Origin of the sequence: Pseudomonas sp. dw_358 (assembly GCF_018449655.1) — a bacterium.
GTDB lineage: Bacteria > Pseudomonadota > Gammaproteobacteria > Pseudomonadales > Pseudomonadaceae > Aquipseudomonas.
In genome coordinates, this window is record NZ_JAAVUX010000016.1 from 67757 (window position 1) to 86448 (window position 18692).

The following is an 18692-nucleotide window of genomic DNA, read 5'->3' on the forward strand; positions in this document are numbered from 1 at the left end:
CGCAATACCGCTATTGAAAAATACAATAATGATCAACCCTGACGAATTGCCCGAGCCCAAGCTGCTGCAGCTGTTCGACGTGCTCTACCACAGCCGCAGCGTCACCCGAGCCGCCGAGCAACTGGGCCTCAGCCAGCCCACCATCAGCATCTGGCTGGGCAAGCTGCGCGAACAACTGCGCGACCCGTTGTTTGTGCGCACGGCTTCGGGCATGGCGCCGACACCCCGGGCCGACATCCTCATCGCACCGTGCCGCGAGGTGCTGGAGTCGCTGCGCCGGCTGACGGCCTGGGAAGAAGATTTCGTCCCGGCCACTGCCCAGCGCCGCTTTCGTCTGTGCGTCAGTGATGCCAGCCACATCACCCTGCTGCCCCGGGTGCTGGCCCACCTGCGGGTCGAGGCCCCAGGCATTAGACTGGAGGCCGCGCGCATCGACGGCAACACCGAGCGTGCGCTGGAATCAGGGGAAGCGGACCTGGCGGTGGGGTTCGTGCCTTGGCTGGGGCGGGGCATGTACCAGCAGATGCTGTTCGGCCAGGACTGGATCTGCCTGACCAACCGCGACCATCCGCGTATCGCGCAGCACCTGAACCTGGGGCATTACCGCGCCGAGGGCCACGTGCAGATCAGCGCCGGTACCGGGCAGAAGTTGCTGGAGGCCGGGCTGGCCCGTGCTGGCGTACAGCGCCAGATCATCCTCGAATTGCCAGGCTTTCTCGGGCTGGGGGCGATCATCGGCAGCACCGACCTGATTGCCACCCTGCCCCGGCACATCGGCGAAACCCTGGCGAGCATGCATCAACTGGCGGTGCACGACTGCCCGGTGCTGATCGAGCCATTTTCGGTCAAGCAGCACTGGCACGGGCGCTACCACCTGGACAGTGGCAATCGCTGGTTGCGCGGGGTGATGCAGGGGTTGTTTCAGCGTGATCAGCGAAGAGGGGCAGACGTTACCGAGCGAAGCCCGCAAGGCTGACGACGTGCGCCGCTGCCAGCACCACTATCGTGCAACACGCGCCCTTGACGCCCCGATTCAAAGCAAAAATATCGTAAGGCAGGGCCCCAATGCCCTGCACAGCCCTTATTTTTCTGCCGCGGCCCAAACTGGCAGGCAAACTGCAATTACTGACCTATCGATCAGGTTTATAAGGTTTTATCCCCATGCCCACATCCCCCTCCCTGGACATTGTCATCATCGGCGCTGGTATCGGCGGCCTGTCTGCGGCCATTGCGCTGCAACGCCACGGCCATCGGGTGCGGTTGTTTGATCGGGTGGCGCAATTGACCCCGGCGGGTGCCGCGCTGTCGGTCTGGCCCAACGGCGTCCAAGTGCTGGAAAAATTCGGCCTGGGGAGCGCGATCAAGGCGGTCAGTGGCGACATGCAAGCCATGAGCTATAGCACTCACCAGGGCGATCTGCTGACCCGCTTCAGCCTCGCGCCCTTGTACGCCGGGGTCGGCCAACAGGCCTGCCCGGTGGCGCGCACAGCCCTGCAGCAGCTTTTGCTGGAGGCCTGTGGCGAGGAGCACGTCACCCTGGGCGTCAGTTGCGACGGTGTCGAGTCCACGGCCGATGGCGTGGACGTCTTGTTTTCCGATGGCCAGCGGGTCAAGGCCGACCTGGTGGTGGCCGCCGACGGCACCCATTCGCGGCTGCGCAACTTTGTCAGTGGCCAGACCATCACCCGTCAATACTGCGGCTACGTCAACTGGAACGGCCGTGTCGACATCGCCGATGACTTGGCTTCCCCCCACGAATGGGCGCAGTTCGTCGGTGACGGCAAACGTGTGTCGATGATGCCCATGGGCAATGGCCAGTTCTATTTCTTCTTCGACGTGCCCCTGCCCGCCGGCAGCGAAAACAACCGCGAGCTGTATCGCGAGGAACTGCGCCAGCACTTCGATGGCTGGGCCGCGCCGGTGCAACGGCTGATCGAGCGGCTGGACGTGAGCAACGTCAGCCGCGTCGAGATCCATGACATGGCGCCTATCGCAAGTTTCGTCAGAGACCGCGTGGTTCTGCTCGGCGACGCGGCCCACCCGATGGCCCCCGACCTCGGCCAGGGCGGCTGCCAGGCCATGGAAGACGCCTGGGTCCTGGCCCAATGCCTGAATCATGGCGAACTCGACGCGGCCCTCGTCCATTACGACGAAGCCCGCGCCGAACGCACCGCGCAGATCATGCGCCGCGCCCGGGCCCGCTCCGACATCACCCACGGCAAGGACCCCGCCCAGACTCAGGCCTGGTATGAAGAGCTGCGGGTAGAAACCGGCGAGCGAGTGATCGCCGGGCTGGTCAAGACGGCGGTGGGGGGTGGGTTTCTGGATGAGCGGGGGTGAGGGTCGCAATCGGGTGGGAACAAGGCCGGCCTCATCGCGGGCAAGCCCTGCTCCCACACAATGCGCCCAGGCACAGATCACTCGTGGGAGATTCCAGGGTTGCCTGCAAGCGCTCCGGCCGGCATTGCACCCGGCGCGAGCCACGGGATGGCTTACCGGACGGGACTGCGCAGCCGCGCCACTCCATCGAGCACCATCGCCAATGACAAAGCGCCCGCAGCCATCGCGAACAGCACCTGATAATGCCCGCCACTGGCATTGAAAATCAGTGAATAAGCCAATCCCGCCAGCGCTTGAAAGCTGGCGAAAGCCACGGTGGCCTTACTCCATGCCACCTGCTGGGCGTGAGCGGTTTTCTTGAGTTCATGCACCCGGGCCAGCGCCAGCGGCACAATGCCCGGGGGGAACGAGCCAATCACCAGCGCCAGGGCACAGAGGAGCCAGAGCGGTTGGGCCACGCTCAACGCCGCCACCGCCAGCGCCTGCACGCCGAGCGCCCAGAGAATCCCCGGACGCGGCCCCATACGGTCGGCCAGGGTGCCGTAGACCAACGGCCCCAGGATCGCACCGACGCCATACATCACCCAGACCACCGCCGCCACCTGAGTGCCGGCGCCCAGGCCTCGGGCCACGTAGTCCACCAGAAAGACCATGGCCGGCACCAGACCGGTGGCCATCAGGGCGTACTGAGCGAACAGCAGCCGCAAGCCCCCGCTGCGGGGTTCTTCACCGAGGTTGTCGGTCCCATGGGGGGCTGCTCCCGGAGCCGCATCAGCCAGAGGCCAGGCACACCAGCTGGCGGCCGTCAGCACGGCCGCCACCCCGCCCAGGCCGATCCAGGTGGCCTGCAAGCCCCAATGCAGCAAGGCGGGGACCAGCGTGCCCGACCCGGCAATGCCCAGCCCGATACCGAGAAAGATCGCGCCGCTGGCCAGGCCACGCCGGGCCACCGGCACATGGGGCAACACGGTGGAAGCCACCAGCACCATGATCGCGCCGCCGGCGATGCCCGATAACAGACGCCAGAAGAAGAACCACACCAGCGACACTGGCCAGGCGCAGGCGAAGAACGACGCCGTCGCCACCACCAGCATCAGGCGCAAGGTAGTCGGGTTGCCGGTGCGCTTGCCCAACGGATGGCCCAGAAGCGCCCCCAGCAGGTAGCCGGCCAAGTTGGCGGCGCCCAGATACACCACGTCGGCCTGGGCAAACCAATGCGCCTGAATCAGCTGCGGGATCAAGGGGGTGTAGGCAAAGCGTGCCAGGCCGATGCTCACCAGGCTGGCACAAAGGCCGGCGAAGATGTGCAGCGAAACGGCGCGAGATTGGGGTGAGGTGACGGTCGACATGTTCGAGTTCCGAAAGGGCTGTCAATACCCTCACAATGCCGTGCACACCGCCAGCGCGGAAATCATCTGTGCTGATAGGTGACATGCCCCCCGCCCGTGCAGGCCGGGGGGGGGGCGGGTTTCAGGCCGAGATACGCAACGCCGGCGCCTTGCGCCGCGCCACGGTGTGGCGGTTCTCCACCACCGGCAGGCCCAGGTGTCCGCGCAGGGTGTTGTGGCTGTACTCCTTGCGGAACAAGCCCTTGGCCTGCAACAACGGCAACACCCGCTCGGTGAAGGCCTTGAACTCGCTGGGTGCGGTCAGACGCAGGTTGAAGCCATCACTGGCACCTTCGACAAACCAGCGTTCGATCTCGTTGGCCACGGTCTGCGGCGAGCCGACGAAGGTCGAATAGCGAGTGGCGAAGCGCAACGCTGCCTGGCGCAAGGTCAGGTTCTGCTCGCGAGCCACTTGCTTGATATGCTCGGCATGGCCGCGATAACCGTTGCTGCCCAGCTCGCCCAGGTCAGGGAAAGGCCCGTCCAGCGGGTACTGCCGGAAGTCGTGGTAGTTGAACGGCCGCCCCAGGTGCACCAGCGCCTTGTCCAGGTCCAGTTCGCCGTCGCGCTGACGCTCGATGGCCCGGGCCTCTTCGTCGGTGTCGGCAATGATCGGCGCGATCCCCGGAAGGATCACCACGTGCTGGGGGTCACGGCCGGCTTCATGGGCGCGGCGCTTGATGTCGCGGTAGTACACCTGGGCATCCTCGAAGTTGTCGACGCCGGCAAAGATCCCTTCGGCGAAATCCGCCGCCAAACCGCGCCCGGATTCAGAAATCCCGGCCTGGAAGATCACCGGCTGGCCCTGCCGGGACCGCGCAATGTTCAAGGGGCCGGTGACCGAGAAAAACTCGCCCTTGTGATCCAGCCGGTGCTGGCGCGACGCATCGAGAAAGTGTTTGCCAGCCTTGTCCGCAGGGAAAGCATCGTCTTCGTAGCTGTCCCACAGGCCCTGCACCACTTGCAGGTACTCGCGGGCCTTGCGGTAGCGCTCGGTGTGGTCGATGTGATGCTCGCGGCCGAAATTGCCGGCGGCGCCTTCTAGCCCTGTGGTCACCACGTTCCAACCGGCGCGGCCGTTGCTGATCAGGTCCAGCGAAGCGAACTGCCGGGCGACGTTGAACGGCTCGGTGTAGGAGGTGGTCAGGGTCGCCACCAGACCGATCTTCGAGGTCACCCCGGCGATGGCCGACAACAGGGTCAGCGGTTCCAGCCGATTGAGGTAGTGCGGGGCCGATTCGGGGGTAATGAACGGGCTGTCGACGATAAACACCAGGTCGAACTTCGCCGCCTCTGCCAGGCGCGCCTGCTCGCGGTACCAGTCGATGTCGACACTGGCGTTGCCAGGGATCTCCGGGCTCAACCATTCTGCCTGGCCGGTGCCGACACCGGTCAGGATGGCGCCCAGCTTCAATTGTCGAGACATGTGAGGGGTCCTTGCTCAAAGTTTGTAGTCGGCGTCGCTGCGTTCAAGTTGGCGAATCAAGGCATCCCAGTGGCGGGCGACGCCAGGGCCGGTGCCCTCGGAATGACGCTTGGCTTGCTGTTCGACTTTTTCCACCACCTCGGCGGGCGGGAACACCAGCTCGGCGTTGCCGGCAGCCTGGGCAGCAATCTGGATATTGCAGGCGCGTTCCAGGCTCTGCAGTTGCTGGAAGGCATGCTCCACGCTGACGCCGCCGGTGAGCAGGCCATGGTTGCGCAGGATCATCACGCTCTTGTCACCCAGGTCCGCCACCAGTCGCTCGCGCTCGTCGAGGTCCAGGGCAATGCCTTCGTAGCCGTGATAGGCCACGCGGCCGGAAAAGGCGATGGAGTGCTGGGAGATCGGCAGCAGCCCGCCCTTTTGCGCCGACACGGCGATGCCATCGCGGGTGTGGGTGTGCAGCACCGCGTGCAGGTCCGGGCGGGCGCCGTGGATGGCGCTGTGGATGACGTAGCCGGCATAGTTGATGCCAAGCCCGGTAGGGTCATCGACAATCGTGCCGTCCAGCGCCACCTTGACCAGATTGGAGGCATTGATCTCGTCGAACAACAGGCCGAAGGCATTGATCAGGAAGTGCTCGTCGGGGCCGGGGACGCGTGCCGAAAAATGGGTGTAGATGTGGTCGGTCCATTTATGCAGCGCGGCCAGCCGGTAGGCGGCGGCGAGTTTGACCCGCACCTCCCACTCTTCGGCGCTGACACGGTCGCGCACGCTCTGGGTGGTCTGCTGGGTCGGTTTTGCCAAGGATGTCACGCTACTCATGATGGGCACTGCTCCCTGTGAAGGTCAGGACTGTCGTGAGCGCAGCCTAAGCGTCCGGGGAAACATTTAAAAAGCACATTTTAATCTAAGCTAATTATCAGAATTTCTGATCTGTGCGCGGATTTCAGTCTGCGCTGGCCCGTCATCGGCTTTTCATCAATATGCATTTTGGTAATTTTATATCGACATGTAATTCCATAAAATAATAATTTACTTAGAAGATAATCGAATTTTACAGCGGTTTTTCATAGAGATATAGTCGGCAGCAGACCGACCCCTTCTCCAGGCGGAGGCCCTCCCTACCCATTGATACCGGAGCGCCGAGATGCCGAACTCTCCCGCCGTACAAAAACGTCAACTGAAACTGGGCGCCATGATCCACGGTGTGGGCCATGGCTGGGGCGAATGGCGCCACGCCGATGCACTGCCCAACGCCAGCACGAACTTCGCTTTCTATAAACAACAAGCCCAGCTGGCCGAAGCCGCCAGGTTCGACTTCGCCTTCATCGCCGACAGCCTGCACATCCACGCCAAATCCAGTCCCCATTACCTGAACCGTTTCGAACCCCTGACCATTCTGTCGGCGTTGGCCGCAGTGACCGAACGCATCGGCCTGGTGGCCACCGTGACGGTGAGCTACACCGAACCCTTCCAGGTCGCCCGCCAGTTCGCCTCCCTCGACCAAATCAGTGGCGGGCGCGCCGGCTGGAACGTGGTGACGTCGTGGCTCAGCGGCACCGCCGACAATTTCGGCCGCCCTGAGCACCCGCCCCACGCCACCCGCTACCGCATTGCCCGCGAGCACGTCCAGGTGGTCAAAGGGCTATGGGATAGCTGGGAGGATGATGCCTTCACCTACGACAAACAGAGCGGCGAGTTTTTCGATCCGGCCAAGCTGCACACCCTGGGCCACACAGGCGAGTTCTTCTCGGTCAAAGGCCCGCTGAACATTGCCCGCTCGCCCCAGGGGCAACCGGCGATCTTCCAGGCCGGCACCTCCGAGGATGGGCGCCGTTTTGCGGCCGGCCACGCCGACGCGATCTTCGTGCACAACGAGGACCTCGCCGATGCCCAGGCCTATTACCAGGACCTCAAACAGCGTGCGGTGCAAGCGGGACGCAACCCCGACACGCTGGCGATCCTGCCGGGCATCCGGCCCATCGTCGGGCGCGATGAAGCCGAAGTGGAGCGCCGCTATCAGCAGGCCGTGGATCTGGTAAGCATCGAGGACGCCATTGTCGCCCTCGGCCGCGCCTTCGACGATAACGACTTCAGCCAGTACCCGCTGGACAGCGCCTTTCCCGATGTCGGCGACCTGGGTGCCAACAGCCACAAAGGCAGCAGCGAGCGGATCAAGCAACTGGCGGCGGCCAACCGATGGACCTTGCGCGAGACCGCCCTGCACTTCGCCCGCCCACGCCGTGATTTCGTCGGCACCCCCGAGCAAGTCGCCGATCAGATCGAGCAGTGGTTCCATGGCCGCGGCGCCGACGGCTTCATCATCAATTCGGTGCTGCCGGACGGCTTGCAGTATTTCACTCAGTACGTGGTACCGGTGCTGGTCCAGCGTGGCCTGTTCCGCAAGGCGTACAACGGCACCACGTTGCGCGAACATCTGGGGCTGGATGTCCCGGTCAACCGCTATGCCGTCGCCGATACTGAACAGACCGGTGACGCCGAGGTGCCGGCATGAGCGACTGGGTGATTGCCAGCCAACTGGATGCCGGAATCAACCAGTCCTTGCGCGAGCACCTGGAGACCCGGTATCCCGGCATTCGGGTGCATGACGTGCCGATGGGGGTGCCCAGTGACCTGCCGCCGGACACTCGGGTCCTGCTCGCCCGGCCCATCAACGTGCGCGGCTATCAGGCACCCGAGACCGCGCCGCCGGGCTGGCCCTACGGGCTGCGCTGGATCCAGGTTTCCTCGTCGGGCATCGATTTCTACCCCGCCTGGTTCTTCAAAGGGGTGCCGGTGACCACCGCCCGGGGCAGCGCCAGCGATCCGATCGCCGAGTTCGTGCTGGCGGCAATCTTCGCCTACAACAAGCATTTGCCCGAGATCTGGACGAACAATGCCGACTGGCGTTTCACCGCCCTGACACCGGTCCAGGGCCAGACCCTGGGGATTCTCGGCTTCGGCTCCATCGGTGTCAGCCTGGCGCGCAAGGCGCAAGCCCTGGGCCTGCGGGTGGTCGCCCTGCGCCAGAGCAGCGCGCCGCTGGAAGTGGACGATGTGCAGGCCGCCCGCGACCTCCATGATTTGTTCGCTCAGGCCGACCACCTGGTGCTGGCCGCACCGCTGACCCCCGCCACCCGCCACCTGATCAATGCTCAGGTGCTGGCCAGCGCCAAGCCGGGGCTGCACCTGATCAACATCGCCCGTGGCGGGCTGGTGGATCAAGCGGCCCTGCTGGACGCCCTGGACCATGGCCCGCTGGGTTTCGCTTCGCTGGACGTGACCGAGCCGGAGCCGTTACCTGACGGCCATCGCCTGTACAGCCACCCCAAGGTGCGATTGTCGCCGCATACCTCGGCCATTTCCACCCGCAGCAGCGAGGCCATCACCGCCATCGTGCTGGATAACCTGCAACGTTTTCTCGCCGAGCAGCCGCTGCACAACCTGGCCAACCCGGACCGCGGTTACTGATCCCGATCGTGACTGTGAACCACCGACCCCACGCCTGGAGGAGGACCGACATTCCATAAAAAAAGAGAACCCTATGCCGACACCTCGCCATGCACTCAATCCCGTCGCCCTCGCCGTCATGCTGGCGGGTACCAGCCAGCCCCTATGGGCCGACGACAGCGCCAACCCGGCGTTGCCCACGGTCACGGTGACCGCCGAGCACAAGAAGGAAGATCTGCAGAAGACCCCGCTGGCGATTTCCGTCTTTGACGAAAAGACCCTGGAAGACAAACAGGTGAAAAACATCCGTGATCTGTCCGGCCAAATCCCGAACATGACCCTCAGTCACCAATCCATCTCCTACAGCGCCCAGACCTATGGCATCCGTGGCATCGGCGAGACCGACCCGATCCAGGAGTCGGCAGTGGCGGTGTACGCCGACGACCTGTACATCCCCCGGGCAATCTCCTCGATGCTCGACTTCAACGACGTCGAACGGGTCGAAGTGCTGCGAGGTCCCCAGGGCACCCTGTACGGCCGCAACAGCAGCGCCGGGGCGATCCGCGTCATCACCCGCGACCCGGACCAACAGACCCGGGGCTTCTTCGAGCTGGGCGCCGGCAACTATGACGCACAGAACGCGCGCATGCTGATCAGCGGCCCGCTGGTGGACAACGTGCTGTTCGCCAGCTTCTCGGCCACCGACCTGAACCGCGACGGCACGGTGTCGGACCCGACCCGGCACACGCACGTGGACAACATCGACATCCAGTCGTACCGGGGCAAGCTGCGCTTCAAGCCACTGGACTCGCCCTGGGATATCCAGCTGACCCTGGCCGGCACCGCCGACCGCGGTGACACCACCAGCTACACCCCCTTTGATGCCAGCGGCCACTTCGACAAATTCAAGAGTTATTCGAGCCTGGACCCGAAGAACAAGCTGGATCAGGGCAGCGCTGTATTGCGGGCTATCTATAGCTTTAACGATCAGTTGAGTTTCAAGTCGGTGACGGCCTACTCGGCCTTCCACCAGCCGGTGGACTATGACAACTCCGGCCGGGCCGCGCTGATTCAGCAGAACATGATCGTGTACAAGCAGAACTACGCGACCCAGGATTTCCAGCTGAACGGCAACTACGACCGCTTCAGCTTCACCACGGGCGTATTCCTGTACCACGAACGCTTCGGCGCCGACCGCGACAACCTGACCTACAGCATCGCCAGGGGTCGGGTCATCGGTCAGGGGCAGTACAGCACCACGACCACCGACAGTTACGCCCTCTATGGCCAGGGCAGCTACAAGCTGACCCCACAGCTGTCGCTGATTGCCGGGATGCGCTTTACCCGTGAGCACAAGAATTTCGATTACAACAACTACGCCATCAACCCCAACCGGCAGATCACCGGGCTGAACTTCAGCGCCGACGCCAGCAAGTCGTGGGGCAGCACCAGCCCCAAGCTCGGCCTGGAATACGCCTGGACCTCGCACCTGAACCAGTACGCCTACGTGGCCAAGGGTTTCAAGGCCGGCGGCTACGACAACCGTGCGCCCACGGCCGCGTCAGCCGAGACCGCCTTCTCGCCAGAGAACGTCACCACCTACGAGACCGGCTTCAAGGGCGACTTCTTCGACCAGCGGCTGCGGGCCAACCTGGCGCTGTTCTATAACGACTACAAAGACCTGCAGACCAATGCCTATGACCCGTCACTGGGGGTGAACCTGCGCACCAACGTCGGCCGTGCCCACACCTACGGCCTGGAACTGGAAACCCTGACCGCGCTGACCCGAGACCTGGACCTGACCGCCAACGTCGGTTACCTGCAAAGCCGTTATGACGACTTCCAGAACGCCTCCGGCCCCGGCGTGGATGCCGACGGCAAGGCGCTGATCTACTCACCGAAGTGGAACGCCAGCCTGGGCTTGAACTACACCGTGCCAATCAACTTTCCTGGTACCGTGCTGTTGGGTACCGATGCCCAGTTCCAGACCCGCTCCTATGGCAACCCGCTCAACGACGATATCCAGCAAATCCCCAAGCAGACCTTCTGGAACGCCAACGCCCGCTACATCAGCGCCGACGGCCATTGGACCACCACCCTGGGGGTCAAGAACCTGCTGGACCGGGCCTATCCACAGTCAGTGGGGTATATCCCATCCAGTGGGCAGCGCTATTACTCGATCAATGATCCGCGGACGGTCTTGTTGAGTGTGAGGTATGACCTTTAGGAAAGAACGGGCTGGCGGTCCGCGGCCCCCATCGACCCCATCAATCACCTGATCAAAACAGGTGATTGGCTATTTCCCCCCTCCCCCAGTAGCTTTTACCCACCTCCTTAACGCTCGCCACGGACCGGCTGCCTTCCGAGCCTGTGACCATGTCCTTGAACACCCCACAACAAATCGCCGAACTGGCCATCGAGTCCGGCGCCAAAAAGGCTGTGCTGCCTGTACCCGCCCTCCTCATCCTCGGCTTTCTGGCCGGGGCATTCATTGCCCTGGGCTTTCTGCTGGACATTCACGTCAGCACCATGATCCCCGCCGACTGGGCTTCGTTCGGCAACCTGCTGGGGGCGGCGGTGTTCCCGCTGGGTTTGATCCTGGTGGTCCTTGCCGGCGGTGAACTGCTCACCGGCAACATGATGAGCCTGCCCATGGCCCTGTTCGCCGGGCGCATCGGCCTTGGGCAGCTGTTGCGCAACTGGGTGCTGGTCACGCTGGCCAACCTGCTGGGGGCACTGTTCGTCGCCTATTGCTTCGGCCATCTGGTGGGCCTGACCGAAGGCCCGTTCCTGGCCAAGACCGTGGCCGTCGCCAACGCCAAGGTCACTGCCGACTTCGAGCACGCCTTCATCTCTGCCATCGGCTGCAACTGGCTGGTGTGCCTGGCGGTGTGGCTCAGCTACGCGAGCAAAGACGTGGTGGGCAAGGTGGTCGGCATGTGGTTCCCGGTCATGGCCTTCGTCGCCATCGGCTTTCAGCACGTGGTCGCCAACATGTTCATCATCCCGGCGGCGATTTTTGCCGGAGCCTTGAGTTGGGGCCAGTTCGTCGGCAATTTCATCCCGGTGTTCCTCGGCAATGCCGTGGGTGGCGCAGTGTTCGTGGGCCTGGCGTACTATGTGTCGTATTCCGGTGCTGCCAACGCCACGCTGCCGTTGTCCAACGAACATGGCGCGCCCACGCAGCATTGAACCCGAGGTCGTAATGACAGTACTGCAGGACAGTTTCTCGCGCACGGTGGATTACCTGCGGATGTCGGTCACTGACCGCTGCGATTTTCGCTGCGTGTACTGCATGGCCGAGGACATGACTTTCTTGCCGCGGGCGAAAATTCTCACCTTGGAGGAGATCCTCGAGGTGGCCCGCAGTTTCGTCGCCCTCGGCACCCGCAAGATCCGCCTCACCGGTGGCGAGCCGTTGGTGCGCAAGGGCATCGTCGAGTTGTGCGGGCAGATCGCCGCCCTGCCCGGCCTGCGCGAGCTGTGCATGACCACCAACGGTTCACAGCTGACCCGTCTGGCCCAACCCTTGCGCGATGCCGGGGTCGATCGCCTCAATATCAGCCTGGACAGCCTCGACCCCGAGCGCTTTCGCCAGCTGACCCGCACCGGCGACCTGGTCCAGGTGCTGGCCGGCATCGATGCGGCCCACGCTGCCGGCTTTACCCACACCAAGCTCAACGCCGTGATCATGCAAGGGCGCAACGACCACGAGGTGGGCGATCTGGTGCAGTACGCCCTTGACCACGGTCTGGACATTTCCTTCATCGAAGAAATGCCCTTGGGCGTGATCAGCGAGCACAGCCGAGCCGAGTCGTTTTTTTCCAGTGAACAGGTGCGCGAGCAACTGGCCCGGCGCTTCAACCTGCTGCCGTCCACCGACGCCACCGGCGGCCCGTCGCGCTACTGGCGGGTAGCCGGGGCACCGGACAGCCGTATCGGCTTCATTTCCCCCCACAGCCACAACTTCTGCGCCACCTGCAACCGCGTGCGCCTGACCGTCGAAGGCCGTTTGCTGCTGTGCCTGGGCAACGAGCATTCGGTGGACCTCAAGGCCGTGCTGCGGGCCAATCCGGGCCAGCCGGAAAAGCTGCAGAAGGCCATCATCGAGGCCATGAAAATCAAGCCCTGGCGGCACGAATTCAATCATTCCGATGAGGTGCAGATCGTGCGTTTCATGAACATGACCGGCGGTTGAATCACGCATTGATTCGATTTGCTCATCAACTCGTTTGAAATCCAAACTTCTCAAATAAGTGCGTTCGCCTGACAATCTCGCGCCTACAACAATGCTCACCCCGGCTTCAGGCTGGCGGTTGTTCACTCAAGGAGAAGGCTCATGCAAGACGTCGTCATTGTCGCCGCCACCCGCACCGCGGTCGGCAGCTTTCAGGGCGCCCTGGCGCATATTCCGGCGGTTGAACTGGGGGCCACGGTGATCCGTCGCCTGCTGGAACAGACCGGGCTGGACCCGGCCCAGGTGGACGAGGTCATTCTCGGCCAGGTGCTCACTGCCGGCGCCGGGCAGAACCCGGCACGCCAGGCCGCCATCAAGGCCGGCCTGCCCTTCGCCGTACCGGCCATGACCCTCAACAAAGTCTGCGGCTCGGGCCTCAAGGCCCTGCACCTGGGAGCCCAGGCGATCCGCTGCGGCGATGCCGAGGTGATCATCGCCGGCGGCATGGAAAACATGAGCCTGGCCCCCTACGTCATGCCCGGCGCCCGCACCGGCTTGCGCATGGGCAACGCGCAACTGGTGGATAGCATGATCAGCGACGGCCTGTGGGATGCCTTCAACGACTACCACATGGGCATCACTGCTGAAAACCTGGCGCAAAAGTTCGCCATCAGCCGCGAAGCTCAGGACGCCTTCGCCGCCGCGTCGCAGCAAAAAGCCTGTGCGGCCATCGAGGCCGGGCGCTTCAAGGGCGAAATCACCCCAGTGTCGATCCCGCAGAAAAAAGGCGAGCCACTGCTGTTCGATACCGATGAACAGCCCCGTGCCGGCACCACTGCCCAGGCACTGGGCAAATTGCGTCCGGCGTTCAAGAAGGACGGCAGTGTGACGGCCGGCAATGCATCGAGCCTCAACGATGGCGCGGCAGCGGTGTTGCTCATGAGCGCGGCCAAGGCCAAGCAGTCGGGCCTGCCGGTGCTGGCGCGGATCGCCGCCTACGCCAACGCCGGGGTCGACCCGGCGATCATGGGCATCGGCCCGGTCAGCGCCACCCGACGCTGCCTGGAAAAGGCCGGCTGGAGCCTCGATCAACTGGACCTGATTGAAGCCAATGAGGCCTTCGCCGCCCAGGCATTGTCGGTGGGCCAGGCGTTGGGCTGGGACATGAACAAGGTCAACGTCAACGGTGGCGCGATCGCCATTGGTCACCCCATTGGCGCCTCGGGCTGCCGCGTGCTGGTCACCCTGCTGCACGAAATGCTGCGCCGGGACGCGAAGAAAGGCCTGGCCACACTGTGCATCGGCGGTGGTCAAGGGGTAGCACTGGCGCTGGAGCGCACCTGAACACGAACATGAACTTCTTGTCACCCGCCTGACAGATCCCTGTCAGTACCCCCTCGTTAAAGTGGACTCATCTGCTGGAGATGCACTTCAGCAGCCGCCCCGGCCGATGGTGCATCGGCCTCTGAGTCCACGACCTACGAGAGCCTTGCCATGAAACTCATCCTCGCCGCCGTCACCGCTTTACTGGTTGCCTCCCCTGTGTTCGCTTCGACCCTGGACAACACTGCGCCGATCCACGACAAGGACGGCTTCTACGTCAAGATGGACATCGCCAAGGTGATCTCCGACACCAACACCTCGGTGCTGTGCGGCATCCAGCCAGCGCGCCTGGACTACCTCGACCACGCCGGTCGCGAACACGTGCTGAACTACAAGGTTGAAGGCCTGGGTTGCACCAACGACAGCTGATCGGACACAGGTTTATCTGAACCTTCGGTGCCCGCGTTCACTCGATTGAATGAACGCCACCGGAGATCAGCCATGACCTTGCACCCCGTCGCTCGCCTCGACGAGCTCAGCGAAGATCGCGCCACTCAGGTGCAGATCGGCGAACAGAAAATCCTCTTGATCCGCGTCCCTCAAGGCGTGCGTGCCTATCAGGGCGACTGTCCCCATTCCGGCGCGCCGCTGGCCGAGGGCGCCGTGTGCGATGGCAAGATCATCTGCCCGTGGCACAAAGCGGCGTTTGCCGTGCAGAACGGCGCCCTGTGCGAACCACCGGCGCTGGATGCCCTGAAAAGCTACCCCGTGCAAGTCATCGAGGGCCAGGTGCACGTCGGCGATGTCCCCAGCGAGCCTTCGCGCATCCCGCTGCGCAGCGATGACCGGACCTTTGTCGTGGTCGGCGCCGGTGCGGCCGGCACCGCTGCGGCCAGCGCCCTGCGCGACAAGGGCTTCGGCGGCCGACTGGTGCTGATCGACCGCGAGCCGGCGGCCGGTTATGACCGCACCGCCCTGAGCAAATTCGTCCTGGGCGGCAAGATGCCCGCCGACAACACCCCGCCACTGCGCGATCCCGGCTTCTGGGCACGCCTGCGGGTCGAGCGGGTGAATGCCGACGTGCGCCACGTTGACGCCGCCCACCGGCAGATCGAATTGGCCGACGGCACCACCCTCGCCTACGACCAGGCGTTGATTGCCACCGGGGCGCAGCCCAAGGCGCTCGACGTGTCTGGCGCGAACCTGGCCAACGTATTTGTCCTGCGTTCGAAGGATCAAGCTCGAGCGATCACCGAAGTCGCTCATAAAGGCGGGCGGGCGCTGATCGTGGGCGACAGCTTCATCGGCCTGGAGTGTGCCTCGGCACTGCGCAGCCTGGGCATGGAAGTCACAGTGCTGGCGCGCCATGACGTACCGTTCGAGAAACAGTTTGGCACCCAGGTTGGCCAGGCCGTGCGGCGCCTGCATGAACACAATGGCGTCGTCTACCGCACCGATGCGCAAGCACAGGCCTTCGTCGGCCAGGAAAGGGTCGAGGCAGTGCAACTGAGCAACGGCGAGCGGATGGCGGTGGACCTGGTGATTGTCGGCGTCGGCGTGGCCCCGGTCACCTCATTGCTCACGGGCGTCATGCGTGCCGAGGACGGCGGTATTGAGGTGGACGCGCAGCTGCGCGCGGCTGACGGTTTGTGGGCCGTGGGCGACATCGCGCGCTTCCCGCTCGCCGGCCAGCCCACCCGGATCGAGCACTGGCGCCTGGCCCAACAGCAAGGCCGGCTCGCCGCCCATAACATGCTGGGCGGGGAAGCGCCGTTTGCCGATGTGCCGTTTTTCTGGACCCTGCACTTCGGCAAGCGCCTGGACTACCTCGGCCATGCTTCGCAGTGGCAGGAAACCCATATCGATGGCGATCTGGACGGCTTCACGTTCGTCGCCTTGCTGATCAATCAGGAGGCGGTGGTGGCGGTGGTCGCCTGCCAGCGTCAGGCCCTGATGGCGCTGCTGGCCGAACGCATGCGCCGGCCTTTGAGCCGCACCGAGGCGCTGGCGCTGGTGGCGCAGCGGTAACGATAGACCCCGGCCGCTGGCGCGGCCGGTCTGGCGTGCTTTAATTCAATCCCCTGCCCTGACAAGAGCCTTTTCCATGACCCTCGCGTCCCGACTCAACGACATCAAGAACGGCAACGGCAAGATTGCCTTTATCACGGGCGCCAACCGCGGCATCGGCCTGGAGACCGCCCGACAGCTTGGCCTCATTGGTGTGTTCCCGGTCATCGGCGCGCGCACCGTCGAAGCGGGTGAGGCCGCGTTGGCCGAACTGGAAAAGCTTGGCATCGAGGCCGATGCCCTGGTGTTCGATGTCAATAACCGGGCCGATCATCAAGCCGCCTATGACTACTTCGAGGCCGAAACCGGGCGCCTGGACATCTTGATCAATAACGCCGGGATTCATCTGGAAGGCGAGCCCGCCGTCGAAAGCCTCTACCAGCCCTCGACCGTGCCCGAGGCGGTATTGCGCGAGACGTTCGAGGTAAATTTCTTTTCGCCGGTGGCACTGACCCAGAAACTGCTACCCCTGCTGCAGGCTTCGCCAGCGGGGCGCATCGTCAATCTGTCGAGCATCCTCGGCTCGCTGACCCTGCACGCCGACCCCCAATCCCCCATCTATCACGCCAAGGCCACGGCCTACGACAGCTCCAAGACGGCGCTGAATGCCTGGACAGTGCACCTGGCCTATGAACTGCGCGACAGTACCACCAAGGTCAACTCGGCCCATCCGGGATGGGTGCAGACCGACATGGGCGGCAGCGCCGCGCCCTTGACCCTCGTCGATGGGGCCAAGACCAGCGTACTGCTGGCCACCTTGCCGGCCGATGGCGCCAGTGGCGGGTTTTTCCATATGGGTGATACGCTGGCGTTTTGATACAACGCTCAGGGACCCCATGATCCACATCCGCCCCATGCTCACGGCCGACTTTGCGGGCTTCTGGCCTACCTTCCAGAGTGTCGTCGCAGGCCAGGACACCTACGCCTACGACCCGGCCCTCACTCAGGAACAGGCCTTGCATCTGTGGCTGGAGTACCCGCTGCACACCCTGATTGCCGAGGAAGACGGCGAGCTGCTCGGCAGTTACTACCTCAAGGCCAACGCCGCCGGCCCCGGTGGCCATGTCTGCAATTGCGGCTATATGGTCACCCCCGCAGCCCGGGGCCGGGGCGTGGCGCGGTTGATGTGCGAACACTCCCAGGCCCTGGCCCGGGACAGCGGCTTTCTGGCCATGCAGTTCAACTCGGTCGTGGCCAGCAATGAAGTGGCGGTGGCGCTCTGGCACAAGCTCGGTTTCGAGACCGTCGGGCGCCTGCCCCGAGCCTATCGGCACCGCGAACTGGGCCTGGTGGACTGCCTGGTGATGTACAAGTGGCTGGAGCCGGTCAACGAGCGGCCGCCCTTGATCGGGCGCAAGAACATCGAATCGGTGGTGTCGCGCCCACGCCGCCCGCGCTAGCCGCCTACGGCTTGCTGGAAAATCGGCAGGCTATGCATCACCAGCAGGCCGGCACTCAAGGTGAAAAACGACATCACCGTGGCCGCCAACAGCGTGACCGCCGCAAACGACTCATGACCGTAAGCCTGGGCCAGCGTTGCATAGATGCTGGCCATGGGCACCGATGCCATGAGCACCGCCGACAGGGCGAACATGGGCTGCATCGGCGCCATGCCCAGCACCGGCAACAGCAGAATGAACATCAGCACCATCGAGGGATGGAGCAGCAATTTGGCTGCGGCGATGGACAGCGCCGGCTTCAAAGCCCCACGCAAGCGCAGCCCGACCAGGGTTCCGCCGATCACGAACAAGGACAAGGCGCTCGACACGTTGGCCAGCATATCCACCGTGCGCACCACCGGGGCCGGCAGGTGCCAGCCGCTGACCGACACCAGCAAGCCGCCCACCAGGCCGATCACCAACGGGTTGCGCGCCAGACGCAGGAACGGCTGGACCGCCATGCGCCAACTGCCGCTGCCCAGCCGCCCGCGTTCGGCCATGAACAGCAACAGCGGCAGCACCAGCAGGTTTTCCACGATCATGTTCAAGGCCAAGGCCACCCCGGCCACAGGAGCCAGGGTCAGCAGCAGGATCGGATAACCGATGAAACCCGAGTTGGAGCACGACATGCCGATGGCATAGAAGGTCGTGCGGGTCGGATCGATGCGCGAGACCGGCCGGCACCAGGCATAGGCGATGGCAATGGTGGTCAATGAGCCCAGGGCGTAGGCCAGCAGGTAGTCGACGTGCATGATTTCGTCGAGGGTGCGCTGGGCCAAGGCACGGAACACCAGTGCCGGCATGGCCAGGTTGACGATGAATTTGCCGAACACGCGCATGTCCGCCTTGGCGAAGACCCCCAGCCGGGTGAAGGTGAAGCCCAGGACAATCATGAAGTAGATCGGTGCGGTAATGGCCAGGATCGCGAGCATGAACGGTGGACGCCCAGGAGGATGTCAGCACGGTAGAGGGCTGGCTGGCAGGTGTCCAGCCTGAGCTTTGTTTAATGTTCAGCCTCGCGCCTGCGGCTCCCCCTTGCCAGACACGGCCCTCACGGGGTTAGACTGCACCCAGGCCCATTT

Annotated in this window: 16 protein-coding genes; 12 read left to right on the plus strand and 4 right to left on the minus strand. The window is 64.0% G+C overall.

Going from position 1 to position 18692, the window contains the following annotated elements; all coding sequences use genetic code 11:
• Positions 1–28: 28 nt before the first annotated feature.
• Together HB675_RS20255 and hpxO are read left to right on the plus strand one after the other, a co-directional pair.
• Positions 29–976 carry a LysR family transcriptional regulator gene (locus tag HB675_RS20255; protein ID WP_213880812.1) on the plus strand — a complete coding sequence of 316 codons (948 nt, stop codon included), beginning with the start codon at positions 29–31 and terminating at the stop codon, positions 974–976.
• A gap of 185 nt (positions 977–1161) precedes the next feature.
• Positions 1162–2340 (plus strand): FAD-dependent urate hydroxylase HpxO, encoded by a 1179-nt coding sequence (gene hpxO, locus HB675_RS20260; protein ID WP_213880814.1) that lies wholly within the window; start codon positions 1162–1164, stop codon positions 2338–2340.
• 152 nt (positions 2341–2492) lie between these two features.
• On the opposite strand, the gene HB675_RS20265 is transcribed toward hpxO, so the two are convergent.
• The 3 genes from HB675_RS20265 to HB675_RS20275 form a co-directional block, all read right to left on the minus strand.
• Positions 2493–3689 carry a YbfB/YjiJ family MFS transporter gene (locus HB675_RS20265; RefSeq protein WP_213880816.1) on the minus strand — a complete coding sequence of 399 codons (1197 nt, stop codon included), beginning with the start codon at positions 3687–3689 and terminating at the stop codon, positions 2493–2495.
• 121 nt (positions 3690–3810) lie between these two features.
• Positions 3811–5154, minus strand: a complete 1344-nt coding sequence (locus HB675_RS20270) for an LLM class flavin-dependent oxidoreductase (protein WP_213880818.1) — start codon at positions 5152–5154, stop codon at positions 3811–3813.
• 15 nt (positions 5155–5169) lie between these two features.
• Positions 5170–5976: a class II aldolase/adducin family protein gene (locus tag HB675_RS20275; protein WP_213880820.1), complete on the minus strand. Its 807-nt coding sequence runs from the start codon at positions 5974–5976 to the stop codon at positions 5170–5172.
• A gap of 325 nt (positions 5977–6301) precedes the next feature.
• Here HB675_RS20275 and HB675_RS20280 point away from each other — a divergent pair, with 325 nt between their 5' ends.
• The 10 genes from HB675_RS20280 (at position 6302) to HB675_RS20325 (ending at position 17571) form a co-directional block, all read left to right on the plus strand.
• A complete protein-coding gene (locus HB675_RS20280) occupies positions 6302–7669 on the plus strand; it encodes an LLM class flavin-dependent oxidoreductase (protein WP_213880822.1) in 1368 nt (455 codons plus the stop codon).
• The gene (locus HB675_RS20285) at positions 7666–8625 is read left to right on the plus strand and encodes a D-isomer specific 2-hydroxyacid dehydrogenase family protein (RefSeq protein ID WP_213880824.1); all 960 of its coding nucleotides are present in this window, start codon (positions 7666–7668) and stop codon (positions 8623–8625) included. The genes HB675_RS20280 and HB675_RS20285 overlap by 4 nt, the downstream gene beginning before the upstream one ends.
• A gap of 118 nt (positions 8626–8743) precedes the next feature.
• Positions 8744–10831 carry a TonB-dependent receptor gene (locus HB675_RS20290; protein ID WP_256737624.1) on the plus strand — a complete coding sequence of 696 codons (2088 nt, stop codon included), beginning with the start codon at positions 8744–8746 and terminating at the stop codon, positions 10829–10831.
• A gap of 149 nt (positions 10832–10980) precedes the next feature.
• Positions 10981–11796: a formate/nitrite transporter family protein gene (locus HB675_RS20295; RefSeq protein WP_213880828.1), complete on the plus strand. Its 816-nt coding sequence runs from the start codon at positions 10981–10983 to the stop codon at positions 11794–11796.
• Between the two features lie 13 nt (positions 11797–11809).
• Complete coding sequence (moaA, locus tag HB675_RS20300) at positions 11810–12802, plus strand: GTP 3',8-cyclase MoaA (RefSeq protein WP_213880830.1); 993 nt, start codon at positions 11810–11812, stop codon at positions 12800–12802.
• A 141-nt stretch (positions 12803–12943) separates the two neighbouring features.
• Entirely contained in the window at positions 12944–14125 is a 1182-nt protein-coding gene (locus HB675_RS20305; RefSeq protein WP_213880832.1) for an acetyl-CoA C-acetyltransferase, read from the plus strand.
• 150 nt (positions 14126–14275) lie between these two features.
• Complete coding sequence (locus HB675_RS20310; RefSeq protein WP_213880834.1) at positions 14276–14533, plus strand: DUF2790 domain-containing protein; 258 nt, start codon at positions 14276–14278, stop codon at positions 14531–14533.
• A gap of 72 nt (positions 14534–14605) precedes the next feature.
• Positions 14606–16132 (plus strand): FAD-dependent oxidoreductase, encoded by a 1527-nt coding sequence (locus HB675_RS20315; protein ID WP_213880836.1) that lies wholly within the window; start codon positions 14606–14608, stop codon positions 16130–16132.
• A gap of 76 nt (positions 16133–16208) precedes the next feature.
• Positions 16209–16988: an SDR family oxidoreductase gene (locus HB675_RS20320; RefSeq protein WP_213880838.1), complete on the plus strand. Its 780-nt coding sequence runs from the start codon at positions 16209–16211 to the stop codon at positions 16986–16988.
• A gap of 19 nt (positions 16989–17007) precedes the next feature.
• Positions 17008–17571, plus strand: coding sequence for an N-acetyltransferase (locus HB675_RS20325; RefSeq protein WP_213880840.1), 564 nt, complete (start codon positions 17008–17010; stop codon positions 17569–17571).
• On the opposite strand, the gene HB675_RS20330 is transcribed toward HB675_RS20325, so the two are convergent.
• Complete coding sequence (locus tag HB675_RS20330) at positions 17568–18542, minus strand: AEC family transporter (protein WP_213880842.1); 975 nt, start codon at positions 18540–18542, stop codon at positions 17568–17570. The two genes, HB675_RS20325 and HB675_RS20330, sit on opposite strands and share 4 nt — an antisense overlap.
• Positions 18543–18692: the final 150 nt, after the last annotated feature.

Bases quoted from the DNA above. Each gene is read 5' to 3' on its own strand.
- HB675_RS20325 (WP_213880840.1), top strand. From the start codon at position 17,008: ATGATCCACATCCGCCCCATGCTCACGGCCGACTTTGCGGGCTTCTGG.
- HB675_RS20265 (WP_213880816.1), bottom strand. From the start codon at position 3,689: ATGTCGACCGTCACCTCACCCCAATCTCGCGCCGTTTCGCTGCACATC.
- HB675_RS20255 (WP_213880812.1), top strand. From the start codon at position 29: ATGATCAACCCTGACGAATTGCCCGAGCCCAAGCTGCTGCAGCTGTTC.
- HB675_RS20285 (WP_213880824.1), top strand. From the start codon at position 7,666: ATGAGCGACTGGGTGATTGCCAGCCAACTGGATGCCGGAATCAACCAG.
- HB675_RS20310 (WP_213880834.1), top strand. From the start codon at position 14,276: ATGAAACTCATCCTCGCCGCCGTCACCGCTTTACTGGTTGCCTCCCCT.
- HB675_RS20320 (WP_213880838.1), top strand. From the start codon at position 16,209: ATGACCCTCGCGTCCCGACTCAACGACATCAAGAACGGCAACGGCAAG.
- hpxO (WP_213880814.1), top strand. From the start codon at position 1,162: ATGCCCACATCCCCCTCCCTGGACATTGTCATCATCGGCGCTGGTATC.
- moaA (WP_213880830.1), top strand. From the start codon at position 11,810: ATGACAGTACTGCAGGACAGTTTCTCGCGCACGGTGGATTACCTGCGG.
- HB675_RS20305 (WP_213880832.1), top strand. From the start codon at position 12,944: ATGCAAGACGTCGTCATTGTCGCCGCCACCCGCACCGCGGTCGGCAGC.
- HB675_RS20295 (WP_213880828.1), top strand. From the start codon at position 10,981: ATGTCCTTGAACACCCCACAACAAATCGCCGAACTGGCCATCGAGTCC.
- HB675_RS20270 (WP_213880818.1), bottom strand. From the start codon at position 5,154: ATGTCTCGACAATTGAAGCTGGGCGCCATCCTGACCGGTGTCGGCACC.
- HB675_RS20315 (WP_213880836.1), top strand. From the start codon at position 14,606: ATGACCTTGCACCCCGTCGCTCGCCTCGACGAGCTCAGCGAAGATCGC.
- HB675_RS20280 (WP_213880822.1), top strand. From the start codon at position 6,302: ATGCCGAACTCTCCCGCCGTACAAAAACGTCAACTGAAACTGGGCGCC.
- HB675_RS20275 (WP_213880820.1), bottom strand. From the start codon at position 5,976: ATGAGTAGCGTGACATCCTTGGCAAAACCGACCCAGCAGACCACCCAG.
- HB675_RS20290 (WP_256737624.1), top strand. From the start codon at position 8,744: ATGCTGGCGGGTACCAGCCAGCCCCTATGGGCCGACGACAGCGCCAAC.
- HB675_RS20330 (WP_213880842.1), bottom strand. From the start codon at position 18,542: ATGCTCGCGATCCTGGCCATTACCGCACCGATCTACTTCATGATTGTC.